At 61.8% G+C, this 25,622-nt stretch carries 21 protein-coding genes and 1 pseudogene; 15 read left to right on the forward strand and 7 right to left on the reverse strand.

What is annotated here, in order from left to right; translation table 11 throughout:
• Window positions 1-17: 17 nt before the first annotated feature.
• Together ACOYXI_RS23005 and ACOYXI_RS23010 are read right to left on the reverse strand one after the other, a co-directional pair.
• The gene (locus ACOYXI_RS23005) at window positions 18-593 is read right to left on the reverse strand and encodes an NAD(P)H-dependent oxidoreductase (protein ID WP_461675336.1); all 576 of its coding nucleotides are present in this window, start codon (window positions 591-593) and stop codon (window positions 18-20) included.
• A gap of 44 nt (window positions 594-637) precedes the next feature.
• The gene (locus tag ACOYXI_RS23010) at window positions 638-1,519 is read right to left on the reverse strand and encodes a LysR family transcriptional regulator (protein ID WP_225137450.1); all 882 of its coding nucleotides are present in this window, start codon (window positions 1,517-1,519) and stop codon (window positions 638-640) included.
• A 214-nt stretch (window positions 1,520-1,733) separates the two neighbouring features.
• On the opposite strand from ACOYXI_RS23010, the gene ACOYXI_RS23015 reads away from it, so the two are divergent.
• On the forward strand, window positions 1,734-2,498 hold the full coding sequence (locus tag ACOYXI_RS23015) for a sulfite exporter TauE/SafE family protein (protein ID WP_461675337.1): 765 nt from the start codon (window positions 1,734-1,736) through the stop codon (window positions 2,496-2,498).
• Here ACOYXI_RS23015 and ACOYXI_RS23020 read toward each other — a convergent pair.
• Entirely contained in the window at window positions 2,488-2,802 is a 315-nt protein-coding gene (locus tag ACOYXI_RS23020) for a putative quinol monooxygenase (RefSeq protein ID WP_003221439.1), read from the reverse strand. The genes ACOYXI_RS23015 and ACOYXI_RS23020 overlap by 11 nt on opposite strands.
• A 182-nt stretch (window positions 2,803-2,984) precedes the next feature.
• On the opposite strand from ACOYXI_RS23020, the gene ACOYXI_RS23025 reads away from it, so the two are divergent.
• From ACOYXI_RS23025 to ACOYXI_RS23055, 7 genes are all read left to right on the forward strand, one after another.
• Window positions 2,985-3,575 (forward strand): NADPH:quinone oxidoreductase MdaB, encoded by a 591-nt coding sequence (locus ACOYXI_RS23025; protein ID WP_134785387.1) that lies wholly within the window; start codon window positions 2,985-2,987, stop codon window positions 3,573-3,575.
• A gap of 208 nt (window positions 3,576-3,783) precedes the next feature.
• Entirely contained in the window at window positions 3,784-4,695 is a 912-nt protein-coding gene (locus tag ACOYXI_RS23030) for a LysR family transcriptional regulator (protein WP_139055498.1), read from the forward strand.
• 103 nt (window positions 4,696-4,798) lie between these two features.
• Window positions 4,799-5,692, forward strand: coding sequence for an NAD-dependent epimerase/dehydratase family protein (locus tag ACOYXI_RS23035; RefSeq protein WP_201135858.1), 894 nt, complete (start codon window positions 4,799-4,801; stop codon window positions 5,690-5,692).
• 367 nt (window positions 5,693-6,059) lie between these two features.
• Complete coding sequence (locus tag ACOYXI_RS23040) at window positions 6,060-7,409, forward strand: GntP family permease (protein WP_461675338.1); 1,350 nt, start codon at window positions 6,060-6,062, stop codon at window positions 7,407-7,409.
• Between the two features lie 15 nt (window positions 7,410-7,424).
• Complete coding sequence (locus tag ACOYXI_RS23045; protein WP_098967106.1) at window positions 7,425-8,285, forward strand: MurR/RpiR family transcriptional regulator; 861 nt, start codon at window positions 7,425-7,427, stop codon at window positions 8,283-8,285.
• 1 nt (window position 8,286) lies between these two features.
• Window positions 8,287-9,744, forward strand: a complete 1,458-nt coding sequence (locus ACOYXI_RS23050) for an N-acyl-D-amino-acid deacylase family protein (protein ID WP_461675339.1) — start codon at window positions 8,287-8,289, stop codon at window positions 9,742-9,744.
• A gap of 151 nt (window positions 9,745-9,895) precedes the next feature.
• Window positions 9,896-10,264, forward strand: a complete 369-nt coding sequence (locus tag ACOYXI_RS23055; RefSeq protein ID WP_041066674.1) for a glyoxalase superfamily protein — start codon at window positions 9,896-9,898, stop codon at window positions 10,262-10,264.
• 256 nt (window positions 10,265-10,520) lie between these two features.
• Here ACOYXI_RS23055 and ACOYXI_RS23060 read toward each other — a convergent pair whose 3' ends face one another.
• Both ACOYXI_RS23060 and gliR read right to left on the reverse strand, forming a co-directional pair.
• Complete coding sequence (locus ACOYXI_RS23060) at window positions 10,521-10,886, reverse strand: DUF6124 family protein (RefSeq protein WP_098967109.1); 366 nt, start codon at window positions 10,884-10,886, stop codon at window positions 10,521-10,523.
• 515 nt (window positions 10,887-11,401) lie between these two features.
• Window positions 11,402-12,418 (reverse strand): AraC family transcriptional regulator GliR, encoded by a 1,017-nt coding sequence (gliR, locus tag ACOYXI_RS23065; protein WP_098967111.1) that lies wholly within the window; start codon window positions 12,416-12,418, stop codon window positions 11,402-11,404.
• Window positions 12,419-12,629: 211 nt separating this feature from the next.
• Here gliR and ACOYXI_RS23070 point away from each other — a divergent pair, with 211 nt between their 5' ends.
• The 6 genes from ACOYXI_RS23070 (at window position 12,630) to ACOYXI_RS23095 (ending at window position 22,481) form a co-directional block, all read left to right on the forward strand.
• The gene (locus tag ACOYXI_RS23070; RefSeq protein WP_461675340.1) at window positions 12,630-14,225 is read left to right on the forward strand and encodes an FAD-binding oxidoreductase; all 1,596 of its coding nucleotides are present in this window, start codon (window positions 12,630-12,632) and stop codon (window positions 14,223-14,225) included.
• Between the two features lie 5 nt (window positions 14,226-14,230).
• A complete protein-coding gene (locus ACOYXI_RS23075; RefSeq protein ID WP_461675341.1) occupies window positions 14,231-15,826 on the forward strand; it encodes a glycerol-3-phosphate dehydrogenase/oxidase in 1,596 nt (531 codons plus the stop codon).
• A gap of 20 nt (window positions 15,827-15,846) precedes the next feature.
• A complete protein-coding gene (locus tag ACOYXI_RS23080; protein WP_461675342.1) occupies window positions 15,847-17,415 on the forward strand; it encodes an FGGY-family carbohydrate kinase in 1,569 nt (522 codons plus the stop codon).
• A 231-nt stretch (window positions 17,416-17,646) separates the two neighbouring features.
• On the forward strand, window positions 17,647-18,936 hold the full coding sequence (locus ACOYXI_RS23085; RefSeq protein WP_461675343.1) for a phospholipase: 1,290 nt from the start codon (window positions 17,647-17,649) through the stop codon (window positions 18,934-18,936).
• Between the two features lie 48 nt (window positions 18,937-18,984).
• A complete protein-coding gene (locus ACOYXI_RS23090) occupies window positions 18,985-20,943 on the forward strand; it encodes a DUF1302 domain-containing protein (RefSeq protein ID WP_134785397.1) in 1,959 nt (652 codons plus the stop codon).
• A 164-nt stretch (window positions 20,944-21,107) separates the two neighbouring features.
• Entirely contained in the window at window positions 21,108-22,481 is a 1,374-nt protein-coding gene (locus ACOYXI_RS23095; RefSeq protein ID WP_098967121.1) for a DUF1329 domain-containing protein, read from the forward strand.
• A gap of 290 nt (window positions 22,482-22,771) precedes the next feature.
• Here the strand turns inward: ACOYXI_RS23095 and ACOYXI_RS23100 are convergent, their stop codons facing one another.
• Window positions 22,772-23,635, reverse strand: coding sequence for a methyl-accepting chemotaxis protein (locus ACOYXI_RS23100; protein ID WP_371260362.1), 864 nt, complete (start codon window positions 23,633-23,635; stop codon window positions 22,772-22,774).
• Window positions 23,636-23,677: 42 nt separating this feature from the next.
• A pseudogene (locus tag ACOYXI_RS23105) lies at window positions 23,678-24,691 on the reverse strand (methyl-accepting chemotaxis protein); the annotation flags it as partial.
• A gap of 255 nt (window positions 24,692-24,946) precedes the next feature.
• Between ACOYXI_RS23105 and pmrG the strand changes: the two are divergent.
• The gene (gene pmrG / locus ACOYXI_RS23110; RefSeq protein WP_098967127.1) at window positions 24,947-25,618 is read left to right on the forward strand and encodes a lipopolysaccharide core heptose(II)-phosphate phosphatase PmrG; all 672 of its coding nucleotides are present in this window, start codon (window positions 24,947-24,949) and stop codon (window positions 25,616-25,618) included.
• Window positions 25,619-25,622: the final 4 nt, after the last annotated feature.

A 25,622-nucleotide genomic window follows, 5' to 3' on the forward strand; every position in this document is an offset into this window, starting at 1 on the left:
GCGCATTATCGGCAGACTTAGCGGCGGGCGATAGCGTGCGCCTGTTGCAGCCAGCGCTGGCGCTGCCGGTCGCTGGAGTCAAGCAACGGGCCGAAGGTCAGCGTGCGCAGGGGGTTGATACCACAGAACTGCAGGGTGGTCTTGCGCACCTGATGCAGTCCCGGCATCCGGTAGATCCAGCGGTAATACCAGAGTGGCGTGTCCATCGTCACCAGCAAATGCGCGGTGCGCCCCTTGAGCAACTGATCGGGAAAGGGTTTGCCTTTTCGGTATTTGAAGGCGAATCCCGGCAGCAACACCCGATCAAAAAAACCTTTGAGCAGCGCCGGAATGCCGCCCCACCAGATCGGGTAGACCAGCGTCAGATGTTCGGCCCAAAGGATGTCGGATTGCGCGCGGCGTAAGTCGTCTTCCAGCGGTTGAGCCTGTTGATACCCTTGGCGCAACACTGGGTCGAAAGCCATCTCTCCCAAGCGCAACTGACGCACCTGATGTCCGGCATCGAGCGCTGATTGTGCATAGCGCTCGGCGAGTGCGGCGCAGAAACTCGTCGCGCCGGGATGGCCGAGAATCAGCAGAATGCGTTTGCCCATGGTCATGCTCCTTGCCGTTGAACGCCAAGGATGAAGTCTGCCCCTCAGGGGAGAGTCAAGGCTTGCAGCAAGGCTTTGGCATAACCGGGCAGGGCGCCGAAGTCCCGGGCGCAGAGCATCAGCGTGCGGCGCGCCCATGGCTCGTTGAGGGTGATGCTGTTGAATGAGCGCGGCGTCGCGCGTTCAATGGCCGCCAGCGGCACGATGGCGAGGCCGGCGCCTCGGGCGACCATGCGCAGCACTCCTTCGAAACCGTCGGCGCGGATCCGCACCTGCATGCGCGAGCCGCTGTGCAGCGCCTGTTCTTCGAGGTAGATCGCCAGCGCGCTGTCGGTGCTCAGGCCGACAAAATCGTGATGCAGGGCGTCGCTGAAGCTGACTTCGGCGGCGTTGGCCAGTGGATGTTCCCGCGGCACGATCAGCACTAACGGATCATCGCGAAAGGGCTGAGTCTGTAAATCGGAGGTGTCCACCGCATCGGAGACGATGCCGATATCGGCTGCGCCCTGGCGCAAGGCGTGGGTGATGCGGGCGCTGGGCAGTTCCTGCAGATCGATGTCGAGGTTGGGATGCTCGCGCAAAAAGTCCGCGAGCACTTCCGGCAGGTATTCGGTGATCGCCGTGGTGTTGCACAACAGTCGCACCTGACCTTTGACGCCCTGGGCGTAGTCGGCCAGATCCTGCTGCATGCGTTCGGCCTGTTGCAGGAGGATGCGCGCGTGGTGGGCCAGTGCCTTGCCAGCAGGTGTCGGGCTCACGCCACGGCGGCCGCGCTGCAGGAACTCGGTGCCCAGCGAGGCTTCCATGGCGCGGATGCGGGCACTGGCGGCGGCCAGCGAAAGATGGCTGCGGGCGGCGCCGGCGGTGATGTTGCCGGTGTCGAGGATGTGCAGGTAAAGGCGCAGGTCGGTGAGGTCGAAGTGCATGGGGCCGCCTGTGGTTTTTGTGGTGTCTGGGCGGGCCTCTTCGCGAGCAAGCCCGCTCCCACAGTGGATCAGTGGTGAATCCAAAACTGTGGGAGCGGGCTTGCTCGCGAAGGGGCCATCAGCCGCAACGCAATTAACAGCCTCTTGTACCGGCAGAGGCAGCCTCAGTATATGGCAGATTTTCAACGCACCCGCCAAAGCGCACAGTAGCGCCATGAACGCATTTGCAGACTTCTATCAAAACCTCGGCTTGGCTCTGTCCCTGCTGGTCATCGCCACTTTCATCATGGCCGGACTGGTCAAAGGCGTGATCGGCCTCGGTCTGCCCACCGTCGCCATGGGCCTGCTCGGTCTGGCTATGGCGCCGTCACAGGCAGCCGCGTTGCTGATCATTCCGGCGACGCTGACCAATGTCTGGCAATTGGCGTTCGGCGGGCATCTGAAAGGGCTGCTCAAACGCCTGTGGCCGCTGTTGCTGATGATCTTCCTCGGCACCGCCGTCGGCACGTTGTCGATCGGCATGGCAGGCGGGCATTGGGTGGTGCGTGGGCTGGGCGCGGCGTTGCTGCTGTATGCGTTGAGCGGGTTGTTGCTGCCAACGCTGCAGGTCAATCCCCGGCATGAACCGTGGCTCGGCCCGCTGTGCGGGCTGATCACCGGGGTTATCACTTCGGCCACCGGTGTGTTCGTTATTCCGGCGGTGCCGTACCTGCAGGCGCTGGGTTTGAGTCGCGATGAGCTGGTGCAGGCGCTGGGCCTGTCGTTCACCGTGTCGACCTTGGCGCTAGCCGGCGGCCTGTTCTGGCGTGGCGCACTGGGCAGTGGCGAATTGAGTGCGTCGCTGCTGGTGCTGATCCCGGCGATGCTGGGCATGGGGTTCGGCCAATGGCTGCGTCAGCGCATCAGTGCCGTGCTGTTCAAGCGAGTATTTTTCGTCGGACTGGGCGCGCTCGGCGCCCATCTGCTGATCAGCGGCTAGCCGACGAGGCGCTGAGCATCTCGATCCGGCGGATATCGAAATCGCGCTCCAGATACGTCATGCGGTTGTCGAAAAACTCGCGCATGTGCGGCAGGTTCGAATGCACGTCGAGGTGCGCCTGGCTTTCCCAGATCTCGTAAAAGATGAACAGCGTCGGGTCTTCCTTGTCGCGCAGCATGTGGTACTCGATGCAGCCTGGCTCGGCGCGGCTCGGCTCGACATAGGCGCGAAACAGCGCTTCGAAAGCCTCGGCTTTTTCCGGGCGGGTCTTGGCATGCAGGATGAAACCGTGGCGTTCACTCATCGAAACAACTCCTCAAATGCAGATGGCCGGGAATGCTATTGCAACAATCGGCATTCGATTCGTGCTTTTTGATCAAATGTATTTTGCGCCGACGCGGCTTATTCCGCGCGAGATGGATGGTTAACCTGCCGCCATTCGTTTTCCCATCTTTCTCCAGCCCAATGGCTGCGCGAGGCGTTCCGATGAAAAAAGTGTTGTTGCTCAATGGTGGCAAGAAATTCGCCCACTCCGACGGTCGTTACAACGCCACCCTGCACGAAACCGCGCTGAGCGTGCTGGATCGCGGTGGTCTGGATGTCAAAACCACGTTCATCGACGAGGGCTACGACGTCGCCGGAGAAGTGGCCAAATTCCTCTGGGCCGATGTGATCATTTATCAGATGCCGGGCTGGTGGATGGGCGCGCCGTGGACGGTGAAAAAGTACATCGACGAAGTCTTCACCGAAGGCCACGGCAGCCTCTATGCCAGCGATGGTCGGACCCGTTCCGATGCGTCGCAGAAGTACGGCAGCGGCGGCCTGATTCAGGGCAAGCAATACATGCTGTCGCTGACCTGGAACGCACCGCAGCAGGCGTTTGATGACCCGAGCGATTTCTTTGAAGCAAAGGGTGTGGATGCGGTGTATTTCCCGTTCCACAAGGCCAATGAGTTCTTGGGCATGAGCGGGCTGCCGACGTTCCTCTGTGTGGACGTGATGAAGCGCCCGAACATCGAGAATGATGTGGCGCGGTATGAGCAGCATCTGAAACAGGTGTTTGCTCTCAAGGCGTGAAGTGATTTCATGTGGTTACGGTTGTAACTGTGGTGAGGGTTTTAAATGTGGTGAGGGGATTCATCCCCGATGGGTCGCGCAGCGGCCCCCCGATCTTGATCTCGAAAAGCGGGGCCTGCTGCGCAGTCCATCGGGGATAAATCCCCTCGCCACAGGGGTGTTCTCTCTCCACAATGGATTTTGTGCTGACGATCAACAAGGGACACCCGTGAAAGCCAGATCCGATGAGTTGCAGATTTTCGTCTGCGTGATCGAATGCGGTTCGATTTCCGCCGCTGCCGAGCAGGTCGGCCAGACCCCCTCGGCGGTCAGCCGCACACTGTCGCGGCTGGAAGCCAAGCTCGACACCACGCTGATCAACCGCACCACGCGGCGCATGGACCTGACCGAGGAGGGCAAGTATTTCTTCGAGCAGGCCAAGCTGATTCTCGATCAGATGGACGCCCTCGAAGAGCGACTGTCCTCACGCCAGCAAACCCCGTCCGGACGCCTGCGAATCAACGCCGCGTCGCCGTTCATGCTGCACGCCATCGTGCCGTACATCGACGAATTCCGTGGCCTGTACCCGGACATCCAGCTCGAACTCAACAGCAATGACCTGATCATTGACCTGCTGGAACAAAGCACCGACGTCGCCATCCGCATCGGCACCCTTGCCGATTCGACCTTGCATGCGCGCTCGCTGGGTTGCAGTCCGCTAATGATCGTCGCCAGTCCGGCCTATCTGCAGAAGCGTGGAGCGCCGCAGCAAGTGGCGGACTTGAGCGAACACACTTTGCTCGGCTTCACCCACAACGAAGGCCTCAATCAGTGGCCGCTGCGTTACGTGCACGGCGACCGCTGGCCTATCACCCCGGCGATCAGCGCCTCCAGCGGCGAAACCGTGCGCCATCTGGCGCTGGAAGGCCAGGGCATCGCCTGCCTGTCGCACTTCATGACCATCGACGACATCCGCGCCGGGCGCCTCAAGGTGCTGCTGGCGGAATTCAACAGCGGTTATCGCCAGCCGATCAACGCCGTGTACTACCGTAACTCGCAACTGGCGCTGCGCATTCAGTGCTTCCTCGACTTCATCCAGAGCAAACTTGCGGCCTACGCCAGCGCCGATTTCAAGGGTTGATTCGTGATCCCTGCGCAACAGTGATTTGGGTGATCGCGGGTTTTTCCACCGGGGTTAGCGGTCGATACTCGCGGCATCACTTATTCACGCAGGGAGTTTCTCCATGAACGTATTCATCACCGGCGCTGCCGGATTCATCGGCGGTTCCATCGCCACCGGTCTGGTCCAGGCCGGCCACACCGTCACGGGTCTGGTGCGTAGCGCCGAACAGGCCGAAGAACTCAAGGCATTGGGCATCACCCCGGTGATCGGCACCCTCGAAGACGCCACGCTGCTGGCCGCACAGGCCCGCGCCGCCGATGCGGTGATCAACGCCGCCAGCAGTGACCATCGCGGCGCGGTCGAAGCGTTGCTCGATGCCCTGCGCGGTTCGAACAAAGTGTTCCTGCACACCAGCGGTTCGAGCATCGTCGGCGATGCCTCGGGCGGCAAGTCCAGCGACGTCATCTACTACGAAGACAACCTGCCGGAACCCACCGTCGACAAGGCTGCCCGCGTGGCCATCGACAATCTGATCCTCGCCGCTGCGCAGGACGGCGTGAACTCGGCGGTGATCTGCAACACCTTGATCTACGGCCACAGCCTGGGGGTCAATCGCGACAGCGTGCAGTTGCCGCGTCTACTCAAACAAGCGCGCAAAAGCGGTGTGGTGCGCCATGTAGGCACTGGCCAGAACATCTGGTCCAACGTGCACATCGAAGACGTCGTCGCCCTGTACCTGCTGGCGCTGACCAAGAATGTGCCCGGCACCTTCTACTTCGTCGAAAGCGGCGAAGCGTCGTTCATCGACATGACCACCGCCATGGCCCAGGCGCTGAACCTCGGCGAGCCACAAGACTGGCCACTGCAAGACGCCGAAGCCGAGTGGGGCTACGAAATGGCCAACTACGGCCTCGGCTCCAACAGCCGCGTTCGCGGCAAACACGCCCGCGAACTGCTGGGCTGGGTACCGAAGCGCACGTCGGTGGTTGAATGGATTCGTAACGAGATGGTGTGAGTTCACGCTACACCGCGTGAAGCCATTCGCGAGCAAGCCCGCTCCCACAAGTGAAGCGCATTCTGGCTGAAGGAATGCGATCAACCTGTGGGAGCGGGCTTGCTCGCGAAAGCGGTGGATCAGTCGGCAGAGATCTTGAATGGGCAGCCGCCATCGCTGGCAAGCCAGCTCCCACAAGTTTTTGTGTTTGCCTGAGAACCATGTAAATCCCACCCCGCGATTTTCATTAATCGCGACAAGACATACCCAACAGCGACACGCCTTACCTCTCCACGAAAATTACTTTCATGGTGTTTGAAAACTCGATCTCGAAATGATTTATGAGTTTCACAACCCATTCGAACGTGACCCTTTCGAGGAGTACCGCATGACGCCTTCCTTCGGCGATTGGCTGCTGATGTATGCCGCCGTCGCCATCATCGCCCTGATCGTGCTGATCGCCCGCTACCGGCTCAACCCGTTCATCGTCATCACCCTGATTTCCATCGGTCTGGCGCTGGTGGCGGGGATGCCGCCGTCGGGCGTGGTGGGGGCGTATGAGGCCGGGGTGGGCAAGACGCTGGGGCATATTGCGCTGGTGGTGGCGCTGGGGACGATGCTTGGCAAGATGATGGCCGAGTCCGGTGGCGCGGAGCAGATGGCCCGCACCCTGATCGAGAAGTTCGGCGAAAAGAATGCGCATTGGGCGATGGTTTGCATCGCGTTTCTGGTCGGCTTGCCGCTGTTCTTCGAAGTCGGTTTTGTGTTGCTGGTACCCATCGCCTTTACCGTGGCGCGGCGGGTGGGCGTGTCGATTCTGATGGTCGGCTTGCCGATGGTTGCCGGTCTGTCGGTGGTGCATGCGCTGGTGCCGCCGCACCCGGCGGCGATGCTCGCGGTGCAGGCGTATCAGGCCTCGGTCGGGCAGACCTTGCTGTATGCGATTGCCATCGGTATTCCCACCGCAATCATCGCCGGGCCGCTGTACGCCAAATTCATCGTGCCGCGCATTCAGCTGCCGGCGGATAACCCGCTGGAAAAACAATTTCTCGACCGCGAACCGCGCGACAAGCTGCCAGGTTTCTGCATCACCATGGCGACCATTCTGTTGCCGGTGGTGCTGATGCTGATCGGTGGCTGGGCCAATCTGATTTCCACGCCGGGCAGTGGTTTCAACCAGTTTCTGTTGTTCATCGGCAACTCGGTGATCGCGCTGTTGCTGGCGACCTTGCTGAGTTTCTGGACGCTGGGCATCGCCCAGGGTTTCAACCGTGAATCGATCCTCAAATTCACCAACGAGTGCCTGGCACCGACCGCCAGCATCACCTTGCTGGTCGGCGCCGGCGGTGGTCTGAACCGGATTCTGGTGGATGCCGGAGTCACCGATCAGATCGTCGGGCTGGCCCACGAATTTCACCTGTCGCCGCTGATCATGGGCTGGCTGTTCGCCGCGTTGATGCGGGTTGCCACCGGCTCGGCCACCGTCGCGATGACCACCGCGTCCGGCGTGGTCGCACCGGTGGCCATTGGTCTGGGTTATCCACACCCGGAATTGCTGGTGCTGGCGACCGGCGCCGGCTCGGTGATCTTTTCCCACGTCAACGACGGCGGCTTCTGGTTGATCAAGGAATACTTCAACATGACGGTCGCGCAGACGTTCAAGACCTGGACCGTGCTTGAGACCCTGATCTCGCTGGTCGCTTTCGGTCTGACCGTCGGCCTTTCTTATTTGCTGTAACCGGAGCCAGCCGCCATGGACATCCTTTATCAGATCCGCGCCCGTCAGGACTCCTTCAGCGCCGGCGAGGGCCGTATCGCCCGACTGATGCTCGACGATGTCGGTTTTGCCGCCTCTGCCAGCCTCGAAGAGCTGGCGCAACGGGCCGAAGTCAGCACCGCCACGTTGTCGCGTTTTGCCCGTACCGTGGGCTGTCGCGACCTGCGTGATCTGCGGCTGCAACTGGCTCAGGCCAGCGGCGTTGGCAGCCGTTTTCTCGACCCGGCGGGCACACCTGACCAGTCGGCGTTCTACGGGCAGATTGTCGGCGATATCGAAACCACGCTACGCCAGCATCTTGCCGGGTTTGACGAATCACGCTTCGCCGACGCGGTAAAAATGCTCGGCCAGGCACGGATGATTCATGCGTTCGGCATGGGCGGTTGCTCGACCCTGTGCAGCGACGAATTGCAGGTGCGCCTGGTGCGCCTCGGCTACCCGATTGCGGTGTGTCACGACGCGGTGATGATGCGCGTCACCGCCGCCAGCCTGAACGCCGAGCAAGTGCTGATCGTCTGCTCGCTGACCGGCATCACCCCGGAGCTTTTGGAAACCGTCGAACTGGCGCGCAACTACGGCGCACGCATTCTGGCCATCACCCGCGCCGACTCGCCGCTGGCCGAATTGGCCGACATCGTCCTGCCGCTGCAAGGCGCGGAAACTTCGTTCATCTACAAACCGACGGCGGCGCGCTACGGCATGTTGCTCGCTATTGATGTGCTCGCCACCGAGCTGGCGCTGGCCAATCCTGAAGACAATCAAGAGCGTCTGCGGCGGATCAAACTCGCCCTCGACGAATACCGTGGCGGCGACGATCACCTGCCGCTGGGAGACTGACATGCTGTACGACACGCTGATCCGCAACGCCACCGTCATCGATGGCAGCAACACCCCCGGCTACCGCGCCGATGTGGCGATTCTCAATGGCTGTATCGAGCGTATCGGCGACCTGCGCGATGCCCACGCCGTTGAAGAAATCGACGCCGCCGGCCGCGTGCTCGCCCCGGGTTTCATCGACGTGCACACCCACGACGACACCGTGGTCATCCGCCAGCCGCAGATGCTGCCCAAGCTCAGCCAGGGCGTGACCACGGTGATTGTCGGCAACTGTGGGATCAGCGCCTCGCCGGTGAGTTTGAAAGGCAATCCGCCGGACCCGATGAACCTGCTCGGCAGCGCAGCGGCGTTCGTCTATCCGCGCTTCAGCGATTACCGCGCCGCCGTCGAAGCGGCGAACACCACGCTGAACGTCGCCGCACTGGTCGGCCACACCGCGCTGCGCAGCAATCACCTCGACGACCTGTTTCGCACTGCCACGCCAGACGAAATCGCCGCCATGCGTGAGCAACTGCGTGAAAGCCTTGAAGCCGGCGCGCTCGGTTTATCCACAGGCCTGGCCTACGCCAGCGCCTTTAACGCCTCCACCGACGAAGTGAAGCAACTGACCGAAGAACTGACCGCATTTGGCGCGGTGTACACCACCCACCTGCGCAGTGAGTTCGAGCCGGTGCTGGAGGCGATGGAGGAAGCGTTCAGCATCGGCCGTCACTCACAATCCCCGGTGATCATTTCCCACCTCAAATGCGCCGGTGTCGGCAACTGGGGGCGTAGTCCGCAGTTGCTCGCATCGCTGGAAGCAGCGGCGAAAACCCAGCACGTGGGCTGCGATTGCTATCCCTACGCGGCGAGTTCTTCGACGCTGGATCTGAAGCAAGTCACCGACGCCCACCGCATCACCATCACCTGGTCGACGCCGCACCCCGAAGTCAGCGGTCGCGACCTGATCGACATCGCCGCCGAATGGAACGTGCCACTGCTCGAAGCCGCCAAGTCCCTGCAACCGGCGGGCGCGGTGTACTACGGCATGGACGAGGCGGATGTACGAAAAATCCTCGCGCATCCGCTGTCGATGGTCGGCTCTGACGGACTGCCGGAAGACCCATTCCCGCATCCACGCCTGTGGGGCGCTTTCCCACGAGTGCTCGGCCATTTCAGTCGCGATCTCGGGCTGTTTCCGCTGCACACGGCGGTACACAAGATGACCGGCCTGTCGGCGGCGCGGTTTGGCTTGAAAGGGCGTGGCGAGATTCGTGAGGGGCACTGGGCGGATCTGGTGCTGTTTGATCCGGCGACGGTGCGCGATGTGGCAGATTTCACTGATCCGCAGCGGGCGGCGCAGGGGATTGATGGGGTGTGGGTCAATGGCGTGTTGAGTTATCGCGATGGGCAGGCGAATGGTCGTCGAAAAGGACGATTTCTGGCGAGGAACGGGGATTTGCGCGAAGGGTTTCATTGATTGCCAAGCCCCTGTAGGAGCTGCCGAAGGCTGCGATCTTTTGATCTACGTCTCATAGTGGCACTCTGAGATTAAAGAATGTCGAAACCAAGCCGAATTGCTGACATCCAGCCCAGCTAAACGCTTGGGCCAACCAGTCAGGGAGCACCCCATGAGCTTCGGCAAAACCACCCCGATCCTGCGGATCTTCGATGAAGCCAAGGCGTTGGAATTTTACGTCGACTTCCTCGGCTTCAAGATCGACTGGCAGCATCGTTTCGAAGCGAACTTCCCGCTGTATCTGCAGGTGTCCCGTGGTGAGTGCGTGCTGCACCTGTCCGAGCATCATGGCGATGCGACGCCGGGTTCGGCGTTGCGTATCGAGACCGACGAACTGGAGGCTTTTCAGCAGCAGTTGCAAGCCAAGGATTACAAGTTCTCGCACCCACAGATTCAGGCGATGCCGTGGGGCAGTCAGGACATGACGATTGCTGATCCGTTTGGTAATCGGTTGGTGTTTACCAACGCGATCAGTGTTTGAGCTGAGAAGAGCCCCTCACCCTAACCCTCTCCCGGAGGGAGAGGGGACTGACCGAGGTGTCTTGCGCTGTACATCGACCTGAATGATCCGCTGCGATTGTGCATTCACAGCAGTATTTTCAGGTCGGTGTGTCTCGCGAGCATCCCTCGATCGGCCCCCTCTCCCTCCGGGAGAGGGTTGGGGTGAGGGAAAAAGATTCACGCCATACAAAAAAGCCCGCTGCCAAACCACTAAGGTTTTGCCGCGGGCTTTTTCGTTACTCGGTTGGCACTAACTGATCCAGCACCCGATTGACGGCGATTTCCGCCACCATCACCACCTGAGCGATGCCTTGCAGGGTCTTGCGGTGTGAGCCTTCAAGCAGGCCGGCGAAGTCGTTGAGCATCACGGTGGCCGAGCCCAGGGTTTCGCTGGCGTCGGCCAGCAACGGTTCGGTGCCGCTGGCCGGGTTGGCCATGTAGAGACGATTGGGCTGGTACGGGGTGGCCATGATCGCGGGCCTCGGTGGGCCGAGGTAGTGGTCGAGGGCGCGCTCGGCGGCTTCGTGGAATTTCCTTGATTCGGGGGATTCGTAGGGGGAGGCCGCGTCGGTGGGCGGCGGGTTGGGTGTAACTTTGAACATTTGCCAGATCCTCATTGAGGGCTGGCCACCGTTTCCCTACTAAAAGAAATGGAGGCAGCCGTGCGCAGGTTAGTAGACCGGGGATCTGGGAAACCGGCGCGCCCGAGGGCGCCCTGCGCACAACCACCATAACGTTCAGGCAAAGACCTGACTGTCTGATGAGCGATACGCCCCAAAAACCTCGGGCTACTAAACCCGATCACTGGAAATCAGTGACGGACTCAAGTTACCGACGGCCTCCGGGGCGCACAAGCCGGCGGATTCTGGCTTAGCCGTAGGTAGCGGCGCAAGGAATTGTAGGCAGTAGGGCGTAACACTGAGTGTCTTTAAACAGGCGTGCTGGAAAGTGTTTATTGCACTACAGGAGCGGAGGATTTGTCTGTCGGATTGAGGTGAGGCGACTGGCGCCTTCGCGAGCAAGCCCGCTCCCACAGTGGATCTTCAGTGAATGCAGATTTTGTGTACGACACAAATCCCCTGTGGGAGCGGGCTTGCTCGCGAAGAGGCCAGTCCCGTCATCCCCGATGCATCTGCCGAAACTCCCCGGGCGGCATCCCGCGCCGGCTCTTGAACGTACGATGAAACGACCGCGGTTCGGTAAACCCCAGATACTGCGCAATGTCCTGAATCGGCAACGTGCTGTTGAGCAAGTAATGCTCCGCCAGCTCCTGACGCAAATCATCAAGAATCTGCTGATACGACGTCCCCGCCTGATGCAACTGGCGCTGCAACGTGCGCACCGACACCGCGAGCTGCTCGGCCACCTGTTCCTTGCGCGGCAAGCCTTCCTTGAGCAACTGGCGCAGGATGCTTTTGACCCGTTGTTCCAGCGATGCATCCTCCAGCGTCGCCATCAAGCCCATCGCGTGTTCTTCCAGCGTACGCAGCAATTGCGCATCGGCCTGGCGCAGCGGTAATTGCAGATACGCCAACGGCACGATCAGCGCTGAATAGGCCTGCTCGAACAGCACCGGGCAATCGAAAAAAGCTTCGTACTGGGCTTGTGTGGTGTCAGCAGGACGCGGATGTTCCAGCCACACGGCGGCGGGCGACATCTGCGTGTCGGCGATCCAGCGTGCATATTGCAGCCAGGAGCCGAGGACGTTTTCCACCAGATGCCGGCGAATCCGCGGACGCTCGTAGCGGCAAGTCCAGATCAGGTGTACATGACCGTCCTGCACTTCGGCGCGGCTGACGCCCATGTCGCCCACCAGTTTTTCGAACGGCATGATCCGGCTCATGGCATCGCCCAGGGTCGCGCAGTTCATGGTGATGTAACCGAGCACGCTCCAGGAATTGGGCAGGACGAAATTGGCCGCGTTGAGACCAAACAGCGGATCGCCCGAGTGCTCGCAGAAATAATCGAGCAGGCGTTCATGGGTTTCGCCCGGCAGGCGCAGGCTGTTGTCGCTCAGTTGCTGCGCCTGCAATCCGGCTGCCGCCAACGCCGGCTCGATGGCCATGCCCAGTTGCTCGGCATGGCGCACGTATTTGAGCAGCGGCGGAACCGAGGTGAAGCCGAGCGATTGCATGATCCGAATCCCTTGATCAAGGCCTGCGTGAGCGAATGAATGCCTGAAAGGTAATTTGAAACCCCGACTAAAGTAAATGGCTGGCACTTGCGCGACGTTTGACTCAATTGGCTACTCGAACTGGCCGGATGCGACCGTGACACTTTTTGGCCGCTGACTAGTATGGAGGCCTGCCACATCACTGATCAGACTGCATAAGAAGGACACACGCATGCGACGCTGGAACGGCTGGGGAGATGCAACCACGGTGGTCGAACTGCCGGCCCAGGGCGCGAGGTTTCTCCATGAACGACTGGGGGCCGGGCAGGTGTTGCCCGATGCCACGCTGGACGCGGCATTGGCGCGGGTGCCGCTCTCGCGGCTGGTGGCGCACACCTTGTACAGCGTCGACGCCCATGACCGTCTGCTGCACGCCCGGGGCCAGAGCCTGCCGGATTGGCTGGCGTTGCGCGAAGGTGCGCTGGGTAACTATCCCGACGCGGTGGCGTTTCCCGAAACTGCCGAACAGATCCGCCAGTTGCTGGCCCTCGCCCAGGAGCAGGACCTGTGCCTGATTCCCTACGGCGGCGGCACTTCGGTGGCCGGGCACATCAACCCGCCGGATTCGACGCGACCGGTGGTGACCGTGTCGCTGGCGCGGATGAATCGCCTGATCGACCTCGACGAGCAGAGCCAACTGGCGACGTTCGGCCCCGGCGCCAGTGGCCCGCAGGTGGAAAGTCAGCTGCGCGCTCGCGGCTATACGCTGGGGCATTTCCCGCAGTCGTGGGAGTTGTCGACGCTGGGCGGTTGGGTGGCCAGTCGCTCCAGCGGTCAGCAGTCGTTGCGCTACGGGCGCATCGAGCAATTGTTCGCTGGCGGCACCCTGGAAACTTTCGCCGGGCCGTTGGAAATTCCGACGTTCCCAGCCTCGGCGGCGGGGCCTGATCTGCGCGAAGTGGTGCTCGGTTGTGAGGGTCGTTTCGGAATCATTTCCGAGGTCAAAGTGCGGGTCAGTCCGCTGCCGGCCGATGAGCGTTTTTACGGAGTGTTCCTGCCCAGTTGGAGCAAGGCGCTGCAAGCGATTCGCCAATTGGCCCAGGCGCGGGTGCCGCTGTCGATGCTGCGCCTGTCGAACGCGGTGGAGACCGAAACCCAACTGGCGCTGTCTGGGCATCCGCAGCAAATCGCCTGGCTGGAAAAGTACCTGAGCCTGCGCGGTGCCGGTGAAGGCAAATGCCTGCTGACCTTCGGCGTGACCGGCAACCGTCGGCAAAACGCGCTGTCGCTGAGCCAGGCCCGCCGGCATCTGAAAGCCTTCGGTGGCGTGTTCACCGGCACCTTGCTTGGCAAGAAATGGGCGCAGAACCGCTTCCGTTTCCCCTACCTGCGCGAGAACCTGTGGAACGCCGGCTACGTGGTCGACACCCTGGAAACCGCCACCGACTGGAGCAACGTCGACCACCTGCTCAACCTGATCGAAAACAGCCTGCGCGATGCCTTGGCAGCGCAGGGCGAGCGGGTGCACGTGTTCACCCATCTGTCCCACGTTTACGGCGAAGGCTCGAGCATCTACACCACCTACGTGTTTCGCCCGGCGGCGGATTACCCGGCGACGCTGGCGCGCTGGCAGGCACTCAAGCACGCGGCCAGCCAGACCATCGTCGACAACCACGGCACCATCAGCCACCAGCATGGGGTCGGCAAGGATCATGCGCCGTACCTGCCGCGCGAAAAAGGCGCGCTGGCGATGGATACCTTGCAGGCGCTGAGCAGGCACTTCGATCCGGCCGGGCGCCTCAACCCCGGCACGCTGATGCAGGAGTGACGATCATGCACCCGGACTGGAACGCCGCGTGGCGCCAGCAAACCTTGCCGACATTGGCCGACGCAAGCTGGGATCTGATCGTCATCGGCGGCGGTATCAGCGGTGCCGGCATCCTGCGCGAAGCGGCGCGGCGCGGCTGGCGTTGTCTGTTGTTGGAGCAACGGGATTTCGCCTGGGGCACCTCCAGCCGATCGTCGAAAATGGTCCATGGCGGTTTGCGTTACATCGCCAAGGGCCAGTGGCGCCTGACCCGCGATTCGGTGCGCGAGCGTCAGCGTCTGCTCGACGAAGCGCCGGGACTGGTGGAGCCGATGAGTTTCATGATGCCGCACTATCGCGGTGGCTTTCCCGGGCCGCGTGTGTTCGGTGGCTTGTTGTCGGTGTACGACGCGTTGGCGGGACGCCGCAGCCATCGTTTTCATGACGCGCAGCAATTGCGTTTTCTGGCGCCGGGGGTGAAGGAAAATCACCTGCTCGGCGGCACCTGTTTTGTCGATGCGCTGACCGATGACGCACGGCTGGTGATGCGCGTGTTGCACGAAGCGCGGGCCGATGGCGCGGCGGTGTTCAACGGGGTGCGCGTCGAACATTTGCTGCGCGAAAACGGTCGGGTGTGTGGGGTGCAGATAGAGGACTGCGAAGCGGGTGGATCGCTGCAATTGCGTTGCGGCGTGCTGGCGGTGGCGACCGGGGCGTGGGCTGAGCGCCTGCGTTTGCCCGAGGCGCCACGACAGTTGCGGCCATTGCGCGGCAGCCATCTGCTGTTGCCGGGCTGGCGCTTGCCGGTGGCGCAGGCCTTCACGTTTCTGCATGCGCGCGACCGTCGGCCGGTGTTCGTTTTTCCGTGGGAAGGGGCGACGGTGGTCGGCACCACCGACCTCGATCATCGCGAGAATCTGGACCAGAGCGCGAGCATCAGCGCTGACGAACTCGACTATCTGCTGGCGGCCTGCACGCAACAATTTCCAGGTGCCGAAGTGACGGCGAGCGATGTGCTGTCGACCTGGTCCGGCGTGCGTCCGGTGGTCGGCAGCGCGGCGGGTGAACAGCAAGGCAAGCCGTCGAATGAAACCCGTGAGCATGTGCTGTGGCAGGAGCCGGGTTGCGTCACCCTGGCCGGCGGCAAACTGACGACGTTTCGCCCGCAAGCCATCGAAGTGCTCAAGGCCTGCGCCGACATGCTTGGCCGCGATTTCGAAGATGACGGCGCAGCGGTTTTTGCCGCTGTAGCGCCACTGCCGATCCCCGGACTCAGCCCGCAACAGGGGCGACGTCTGGCCGGCAGGCACGGCCGCGATCTGCCGCGACTGGCGCAGTTGATCGCCGAGTTGGGTCACGAGACGGTCGGCAACACCGACACCTTGTGGGCAGAACTGGCCTTCGCCTGTGAGGCGGAAATGGTGCTGCACCTCGATGATCTATTGCTACGTCGTACCCGTCTGGGACTGTTGCTGGCGCGCGGTGGTGAAGAATATTTCGCTGCCATCCGCCAACTCTGCCAGCCAAGACTGGGCTGGGACGATGCACACTGGCAGCAAGAGCTGCAGCGTTACCGGGCGTTGTGGCAACGCCATCACGGTCTGCCGGATGCCACGCCTTGATGCCCCTTGAAGAGAGCGCCATGGATAACCACGCGAACAAGCGCTACCTGCTGGCGATCGACAACGGCACCCAGAGCGTGCGCGCATTGCTCTTCGATTTGCAGGGCAATCTGCTCGGTAAAGGCAAGGTCGAGTTGCAGGCGTACTACTCGACGCAACCGGGCTGGGCCGAACAGGACCCGGAATATTACTGGGCGAAACTCGGCGAAGCCTGTCAGCAGGTATGGGCGCAAACCGGGATTGATCGCTCGCAGATTGCCGGGGTGTCGCTGACCACTCAGCGCGGCACGGTGATAAACGTCGATGCTCAGGGCAAGCCACTGCGCCCGGCCATTCTGTGGCTCGATCAGCGCCAGAGCGAAGTCGAGGGCGGGATCAAGGGGCCGTGGGGCTGGCTGTTCAAACTGGTCGGCGCGCAGGCCACCGTGGATTATTTTCGCGCTCAGGCCGAGGCCAACTGGATCGCCAGACACCAGCCTGAAGTATGGGCGGCGACCGACAAGTTTTTGCTGCTCTCGGGGTTTCTCACCCATCGTTTGTGTGGGCGCTTTGTCGACTCGGTGGGTTGCTGCGTCGGCTATTTGCCGTTCGACTTCAAACGCCTGAAATGGGCTGCACCCAGTGACTGGAAATGGCAGGCGCTGGCGGTGCGTCCCGAGCAATTGCCGACCTTGCACAAACCCGGCGAAACCCTTGGCTACATCAGCGCCGAAGCGAGCCGCCACACGGGGATTCCCGAGGGGCTGCCGCTGATCGCCGCGGGCGCCGACAAGGCCTGCGAAGTGGTCGGTTCCGGCGTGGTCGATGCGAGTACGGTGTGCCTGTCCTACGGCACCACCGCGACGATCACCAGCACCCGCTCGCGCTATCTGGAAATCGTCCCGCTGATCCCGCCGTACCCCTCGGCGGTGCCGGATCAGTACAACTGCGAGGTGATGATTTATCGCGGTTACTGGATGGTCAGCTGGTTCAAGAACGAGTTCGGCCTGCGTGAAATGCAGCAGGCGCAAGAGCAGGGCATTGAACCTGAGCAACTCTTCGATGCGCTGGTGAACGCGGTGCCGCCGGGATCGATGGGGCTGATGCTGCAACCGTATTGGTCGCCGGGGATTCGTGAGCCGGGCGTCGAAGCCAAAGGCGCGATGATCGGCTTCGGCGACGTGCACACCCGCGCGCATATTTACCGGGCGATTCTGGAAGGGCTGGCGTATGCGTTGCGCCAGGGCCTGGAGAACATCGAGAGGCGTTCGAAGGTGTCGGTCAAGCGTCTGCGGGTGGCCGGTGGCGGTTCGCAAAGTGATGCGGCGATGCAACTTACGGCGAATATTTTTGGCCTGCCGGCGGAGCGCCCGCATGTGTACGAAGCGTCCGGGCTGGGCGCGGCGATCTGTTGTGCGGTGGGGTTGGGCTTGTATGCGGATTTCCCCACGGCGATCGCTGCGATGACGCGAGTGGGCACGGTGTTCACGCCGCAGCCCGAGGCGCAGCAGGTCTATGAGCGTTTGTACAACGAGGTGTACCTGCGCATGTATCGCCAGCTCAAACCGTTGTATCAGAGCATCCGCAAAATCACCGGTTACCCCGCCTGACCAGACACCAGAAATCCCCTGTGGGAGCGGGCTTGCTCGCGAAGGCGGTGTGTCAGCTTGCACCTGTTTGACTGACACACCGCCATCGCGAGCAGGCTCACTCCTACAGGGGGCGTGGTGATTCGCACATGGCGCTATCGGAGACTTTTTCTGGTGAGATCGGACAGTGTCAGCGCCGGGGGCGGTTGTTAGGCTCAACCCCCACAGCACCTCCAATAAGAATTAAAAGCAATGAAGTTGACATTTCTCCTGTTGCTGCTTTGTGCAATGGCCCCGACGGCGTGGGGCTGGTCGAACCACACGGTGGGCAGCTATGTGGCGTTGCAGGAACTGCCGGCGCTGCGCGATGCGCCGCCGGTCGAAGTCGAGCCGCTGGAGCGCTTTCTTGTCGAGCAATATCCGGCCGTGGTCGCACTGCTGGAACAACAGGAAAACTTCGCCCGTGAACACTTCACCCAATACCCGCCGCGCCCCGACAATCTGAAGCTGCCCGCCGTACCGAGTGACGATCTGCGCCACGACTTTCTCACCGCGTTGCGGCTCAATCCGCGCATTCATCTGGCGATGGTCATTCAGCCGTTGCCGGGTCAAGACCTGCCCGAGCGCGAACATCTCAGTGCCGATCAGGTGATGGTCGAACAGACGCTTTCGCCATGGAATCGTCAGCGTTTCATTCGCGTGGCCGATGGCGAAAAAGTTGCGCCGCTGGCGGTGCTGGCCAGCGCTGCCGATGAGCCGGATTACGGCCACGACATCAACCTGTTCAGCGACAACCCCGGCGAGGTCGGCGCGCTGTATGGCTTCGGCCCGCAGCCGTTCGGCGACGCGCGGTTTCAGTACAGCTCGCAGGCGCCGTTCCACATGGGCTTCTTCCATGAGAGCGCGGTGGTGTATGCCGCTGCCGGATTTCTTCAGCGCAGTTGGCCGGATTGGCGCGCCTATCAGTACCTGGGGCTGGCGCGTCTGGCGTTCGCCTCTGGCCATCCTTACTGGGGTTACCGCTTTCTCGGATGGGGCGTGCACCACGTGCAGGACCTGACCCAGCCTTATCACGCCAAGCCATTGCCCGGGGTCGAACTGCCGAGTCTGTTGTTGCTGGAAGGCAAGGCGCTGGCCGGTTTTGCCGACGATAAAAAAGCCTCGATCGAACGGGTCGCCACCCGCCATATGGAAATCGAGAAGTATCAATCGACCTGGTTGCGCCGCGTGCTACGTGCCGGTCAGGCGCATCCGATGCTCGCGGCCTACGCCGATGTCGCTCAAGACCAACAGTATCCGCCGTACTCGGTGGGCTACTTGCGCGACGTGGTCAGCGCCGAGTCGGTCGAAGACTCGGCGGCGTTCGATGAAGCCATCGGTCGATGGCTGGAGACGGCCCCGGTGACCAGTGATTTCAGCAGCGGCAATCAGGTGCAGCGCGAGACCTTCGAGCATCCGGCACTCAATCAGCAGCTGTTCAAACTGCTCGGGCATTTCGGCGCGCACAGCCGGATTTATGTCCGTGCGGGGCTGGCACCGTAGCCATCGCGGCCACGCAAAAAAACAATAAGAACAAGGAAGGAGGAACCCATGATCAACACTCGATTGCGCCTCACCGGCGTGGCACTTCCCGGTGTCGGCCTGGCAGGGCTGCTGCAACTCTGCGCGGTGGATGCGCTGCAGGCTGCGGAGTTCAGCGTGCTGGACAATCAAGTCACCGGCTCGATTGACACGACCCTTTCCTATGGGCGTTTGTGGCGGGTGCAGGGCCGCGACAAGAACAACGATGACGTCAACACCAACGACGGCAATCGCAACTTCGACACCGGATTGGTTTCCGAGGTGTACAAGATCACTTCGGAGCTGGAAGCCAACTACCAGAACTACGGGATGTTCCTGCGCGGCACGGCGTTCTACGACACCCAGTTGATGGACAAACGCAACGATTACTACCGCAACAACAACCCGTCGCAGCCGAGCCAGAGCTACCCGCAGGACGACCGCTTCACCAGCCAGACCCGCGACATCGCCGGCAGCCGGATCGAGATGCTCGACGCCTATGTCTACGGCAACTGGGACGTGGCGCAGATGCCGGTCACCGCGCGGGTCGGGCGTCAGGTGTTCAACTGGGGCGAGGGGATTTTCTATCGCGGCGGGATCAACACCACCAACCCGGTGGACGCCGCCAAGTACCGCTTGCCGGGCGCCGAAGTCAAGGAAGTGCTGATGCCGGTGGAGGCCGTGAGCTTCAACATTGGCCTCAGCGATTCGCTGACCCTGGAGAGCTTCTACCAGACCAACTGGAAGGAAACCCGCATCGACCCGGTCGGCACTTTCTACTCGCAGACCGACCTGTTCGCCGATGGCGGCAACACCGGTTACAACAACTTCAGCGGCACTGCGCTTGATACGCCGGTGCCGGGCTTTGGCAACGTCATCGGCCTGTACAGCGCATTGGGCAACAACCCGTTGCTCAGTCCGGTTTTGCAGACCACTGGCCTGTACGCCAACGGCGTTACGCCGGCCTACGGCAATACGCTGAAAGTGGCGTCGATCGGCAAGGACTACAACGCGCGCAACGATGGTCAGTTTGGCTTTGCGTTTCGCTACATCGCCGAGGAGCTCAACAGCACCGAGTTCGGCCTGTATCTGGTCAACTACCACGCCAAGGAGCCGACCATCGCCGCTGACCTCGGTGGCTACAAAGGCATCGACATGAATGCCCTGACCAACATGCTCTCCAGCGTCGCTGGCAGTCAGGCTGGGGCGCTGGCGAATGGTCTGGCGACAGCCGACGTGATGGGCAATATTCAGGCGCATCGGCGCTATGCCGAAGACATCCGCATGTACGGTTTCAGCTTCAATACCACTTTGGGCCAGGCCTCGGTGTTCGGCGAGATTGCCTACCGGCCGAACCTGCCGATCGGCATCGCCGCGACTAACGACTTGATCGGCGATCTGGCCAACGGTGCCGCTGTAGCGGTGACCGGCAAGCCCGTCAACGTTGGCGGGCAGATGGTCACGCTAGACAGCGAGATCAACAACGCCGAGCGCGTCGAGGCGTTCAACACCTCGCTGGGCAGCATCTACAACTTCGGCCCGACGCTGTCGTTCGACTCGATGTTCGGCATCTTCGAACTGGCCTCCGAACACCTGCGCGGCAGCAGTCTGCAATACACCGCCTACGACGGCAGCACGCGTTATTACGCCGGTACCGGCAACACCTCTTATGTCTCCGGCGGTGATCGTGATGATCAGGTCAACCGCAACTCCTACAGCTACACGGTGATGTTCAACGGCACCTGGAACGACGTGTACGCCGGGGTCAACGTGTCGCCTTACGTCGTCTACAAGGACGACTTCAAGGGCAACAGCTATCAGGCCGGCAACACCATCGACGGGCGTAAGGCCTACACCCTGGGGATCAAGGCCAACTACCAGAACAAGCTCGAAGCCGAGGTGCAATACACCAACTTCTGGGGCGGCGGACAGAACAACGGGATTCGCGACCGCGACAACGTCGGGTTCAATCTCAAGTATTTTCTTTGATATCCAGAACACAGGCGCACCCCCTTGTAGGAGTGAGCCTGCTCGCGATAGCGGATTTTCAGTCGCGGTAAATGTTGTCTGACACACCGCTATCGCGAGCAGGCTCACTCCTACAAGGGACTTGCGGTGATTCTCAGACCTCACTCCCATCTCGGAGATCGATCATGTTTTACGCATCACGATTCAGCAAAACCATGCTGGCGCTGGTTCTGGGCCTCACCGCCGGCAGCGCCCTCGCCGCCATCACCCCACAACAAGCCGAACAACTGAAAACTACCCTCACGCCTATGGGCGCCGAGCGCGCGGGCAACGCCGCCGGCACCATTCCGGCCTGGACCGGCGGCATCACCCAGGCGCCCGCCGGCTACAAACCGGGCCAACATCACCCGGATCCATATGCGGCGGACAAGCCGTTGTTCACCATTACCAAGGCCAATCTCGACCAGTACAAGGCCCACCTCAGCCCCGGTCAGATTGCGCTGTTTAACAGCTACCCGGACACGTTCCAGATGCCGGTCTACCCGTCGCGTCGCTCGGGTTCGGCGCCGCAGTGGCTGTATGACAACACCCTGAAGAACGCGACCTCGGCCAAGCTGCTGGAGGGCGGCAGCGGATTCGCCGATGCCTACGGCGGCGTACCGTTCCCGGTGCCCAAGGACGGCATCGAAGTGCTGTGGAACCACATCACCCGTTATCGCGGAATCTACGTGGTACGTCGCGCGTCCGAAGCCCCGGTGCAGCGCAACGGCAGCTTTGCGCTGGTGACCTCGCAGCAGGAAGCGCTGTTCAACTTCTACCGTCCGGGCGGGCAGTATGCCGACCTGAAAAACATCCTGTTCTACTACCTCGCCTTCGTGAAAAGTCCGGCGCGGCTGGCCGGCGGTGCGGCGCTGGTGCACGAGATGCTCGATCAGCTCAAGGACCCGCGTCAGGCCTGGGTCTACGATGCCGGCCAACGCCGTGTGCGCCGCGCGCCGAACCTGGCATATGACACGCCGATCGCCTCATCCGATGGCCTGCGCACGGCGGACGATACCGACCTGTTCAACGGCTCGCCGGACCGCTACGACTGGAAGCTCAAGGGCAAGCAGGAAATCTACATTCCCTACAACAACTACAAGGTCGGCAGCCCCGACGTGAAGTACGCCCAACTGCTGACCCCCGGCCACCTCAACCCGCAATTCACCCGCTACGAACTGCACCGCGTGTGGGTTGTTGAAGGCAACCTGAAACCGGGCGCGCGGCATATCTATTCCAAGCGCGTGCTGTTCCTCGACGAGGACAGCTGGGGCGCGGCGCTGGTTGATCAATACGATGGGCGAGGGGAGTTGTGGCGGGTGTCGATGGCCTACCTGAAAAACTTCTACGACCTGCCGACCACCTGGAGCGCACTGGACGTGTTCCACGACCTGCAGGCCCGCCGTTACTACGTGCAGAACCTCGATAACGAAGAAGCCTCCACCGTGGACTTCTCGCAACCGGTGCCGGAAGACGCGTATTTCATGCCCTCGGCGTTGCGCCAGCGCGGGACACGCTAGAGTCAGGCAACACGCGCACCGGCCTGCTGATCCAACGCAACCCCTGTAGGAGCTGCCGCAGGCTGCGATCTTTTGACTTTGATTTTAAAAACAAGATCAAAAGATCGCAGCCTGCGGCAGCTCCTACACGAAGGCGAGTTGTCTGGGACATCAGGGTGGTCGGGCTGACGCAATCGCGGGCAAGCCCGCTCCCACAGGTTTTTCGGTCGTTCACAATTTTGTGTTCGACTCGTTACCTGTGGGAGCGGGCTTGCCCGCGATTGGATTTACCCTTTGGCGCTGACTGAAGATCAGACGCGGAAGTGGCTGACCATCTGCTGCAACTGACCGCCCAGGCGCGCCAGTTCAACGCTGGACGCGGCGGTTTCATCACTGGCCGCGGCGGTCTGTTCCGACACGTCGCGCACGTTGATGATGCTGCGGCTGATTTCTTCGGCCACGGCGCTTTGCTGCTCGGCCGCGGCGGCGATCTGCTGGTTCATCGACTGGATGTTCGACACCGTGCGGGTGATGTTCTCCAGGGAGTCGCCAGCCTTGCGGGTCAGGGCCACGCTGCTGTCGGTCAGGGCTCGGCTGTTGTTCATCACCGCCGCCACTTGCTGGGTGCCGTTCTGCAGTCCGGCGACCAGACCTTCGATTTCTTCGGTGGATTTCTGCGTGCGCTGGGCCAGACCACGGACTTCGTCGGCGACCACGGCAAACCCACGACCGGCTTCACCGGCACGCGCCGCTTCGATCGCGGCGTTGAGCGCGAGCAGGTTGGTCTGTTCGGCCACGGCTTTGATCACGTCCATGACGCTGCCGATCTTGTCGCTTTCCTGTTGCAGCACGCTCATGGCTTCGGTGGAACGCACCACTTCGCTGGCCAGACGTTCGATCTGCGCGATGGCTTCGTTGACCACTTTGTCGCCTTCACGGGCTTCGCCGTCAGCGGCGGCTGCGGCTTGCGAGGCTTCTTCGGCGTTGCGCGCGACTTCCTGCACAGTGGCGGTCATCTCGTGCATGGCGGTGGCCACCTGGTCGGTCTCGACCTTCTGGCTGTTGACACCGGCGCTGGTCTGCTCGGTCACGGCCGAGAGTTCTTCGGCGGCGCTGGCGATCTGGGTGACGCCGTCGCGGATGCCGCTGATCAGGTCGCGCAGGGTCACGCCCATGCGCGCGATGCCTTGTTGCAGCACGCCGAGTTCGTCGCGGCGGGTGACGGTGACGTTCTGGGTCAGGTCACCGCTGGCGATGCGCTCGACAACGGCCAGGGTTTCCTGCAGCGGACGGGTGATCTGACGGGTGATGATCACCGCGGCAATCACGCCGACCAACAGCGCCAGCAGGGTGCTGATCAGCTGGAAGGTACGGGCCTGGGCGCTTTCGATGTCACGGCGGTCGAGCTGGATCTGGTACAGCTGCTCGCTGGTGTTGACGATCGCGGTGCCCTGATCGGTCATCTCTTTACGCGCCTGCACCGCTTCACTGTTGGCGTTCTTGTAGGCCTGCAACGCGCTGCGGTAGTTGCTCAGGGCGGTTTCCAGCTGACGCAGGGCGTCTTGCTGGGTGGCGGCGAAATGCACGTTCAGTTGCTTGAGGCTGGCAATCGCCGCGTCCAGTTGGCCGACGGCTTTCTGCTCGGTTTCGGCGTTGGTGGTGGCGGTGTAGCCGCGCACTTCATAGCGCGCCAGGATGAACGCTTCCTTGGCCTGGGTGATGGCCTGGAACTGCTCGAAGCGCTGCTCGCTCATGTCCATTTGCTGCACGCGCTTGCTGATCGTTTCGATCAGGTTGTAAGCGGTGTCGGCGTTAGTGCCCATCACGTCGCGGGCGCTGTTGCCGGTGCGGTAGGCGTTGCGCATCTTGTTCAGCGAGGTCTGGTATTCGGCGATAGTCGCGGCCTGCTCTTTCAGCAGTTTGACGTTTTCCGGGCTCTTGAACTTGTTGATCAGCGCCTGTTGTTGCGCGGCGAAGCTTTCGAGGGTGGTTTGTACATTCTGCGCGGCGGTTTCGTCGCCGTTGGTCAGCATGTATTGCAGGCGGACCACGCGCAGCTTGGTCAGGCCGGCATTGAGCTGGGTGATGTCGCTCATCCAGTTGCTGCGGTCAATCAGGCCGCCGAGGCTGGTCCAGCCCGTCAGGGCCAGCACGCAGGTCAGGGCCAGGACCAGGCCGAAGCCCAGGCCCAATTTCATGTTCACGCTGATGTTGCCGAACCAGCTATTCATCACAATTCCTCCAGGAACGTAGAGCTACTTGATCGTCGGTCAGGCTGGAAGATTGTTGTTTTTTTGAGCCAGCAAGGGTGTTAGCAGGTCTGTATCGGCCGCAAACACGAGAGCTGAAAGGTTTTTGTCCTACGGAATTTGTAACAAGGGCGCTTCAAGACTTTTTTCACATGCGTTTCACTCGCCACTTACGCCCGCTTCCTTACTCTCGCCGCATCGTATTGACTGTGATGCATGCCGACGAGGCGGCCCGATGTGGAGTTGAGACTGAGTCTGTTCGGCGTCAAACGCTCGATTTCCCTGAGCGGATTGGCCCGCTATCGCAATACCTGGGTGGTGCTCGGCGCGTCGCTGCTGGTGATTCCGCTGACACTGTGGCTGCTCGCCCCGGCGGCGGTGCCGGATCTGGCCCATGGCAATGTGTCCGGAGCCCGCGCGCTGGCGGCCGGGTGGGCCAAGGGCGACATGATTGTGCTGGTGCGTCACGTCGAGCGCTGCGATCACTCGCCGGCGCCGTGCCTGAGTGGCGACGACGGCATCACCGACCGCTCGCGCAGTGTTGCGGTCGGTGTCGGTGCACAGTTTGAGCATCTGGGCCTGAATAACGCTGACATCTACAACAGCCCGATGCTGCGCACGGTGCAGACCGCCGGTTACATGTTCAACCGCGCGGCCAGCGGCGAAGATTGGCTAATCAGCTGCAAGGGCCACATCCTGCAGGAAGCGCTGGCGCACAAGCTCCCCGGGCGCAATCTGATCCTGGTGACCCACAGCGAATGCATGGCGGAGCTGGAAAAGGACTTGAATACACCGGTTTCTGACCCTGGCTACGGTTCCTCACTGTTTGTGTCTGCCGCAAACAAAGCAGACCCGCGGGTGCTTGGCTTCATCGAAGCCTCCGACTGGCACTCCGTGAGCACCCGATGAACTG

The organism is Pseudomonas sp. G3-19, assembly GCF_054855875.1.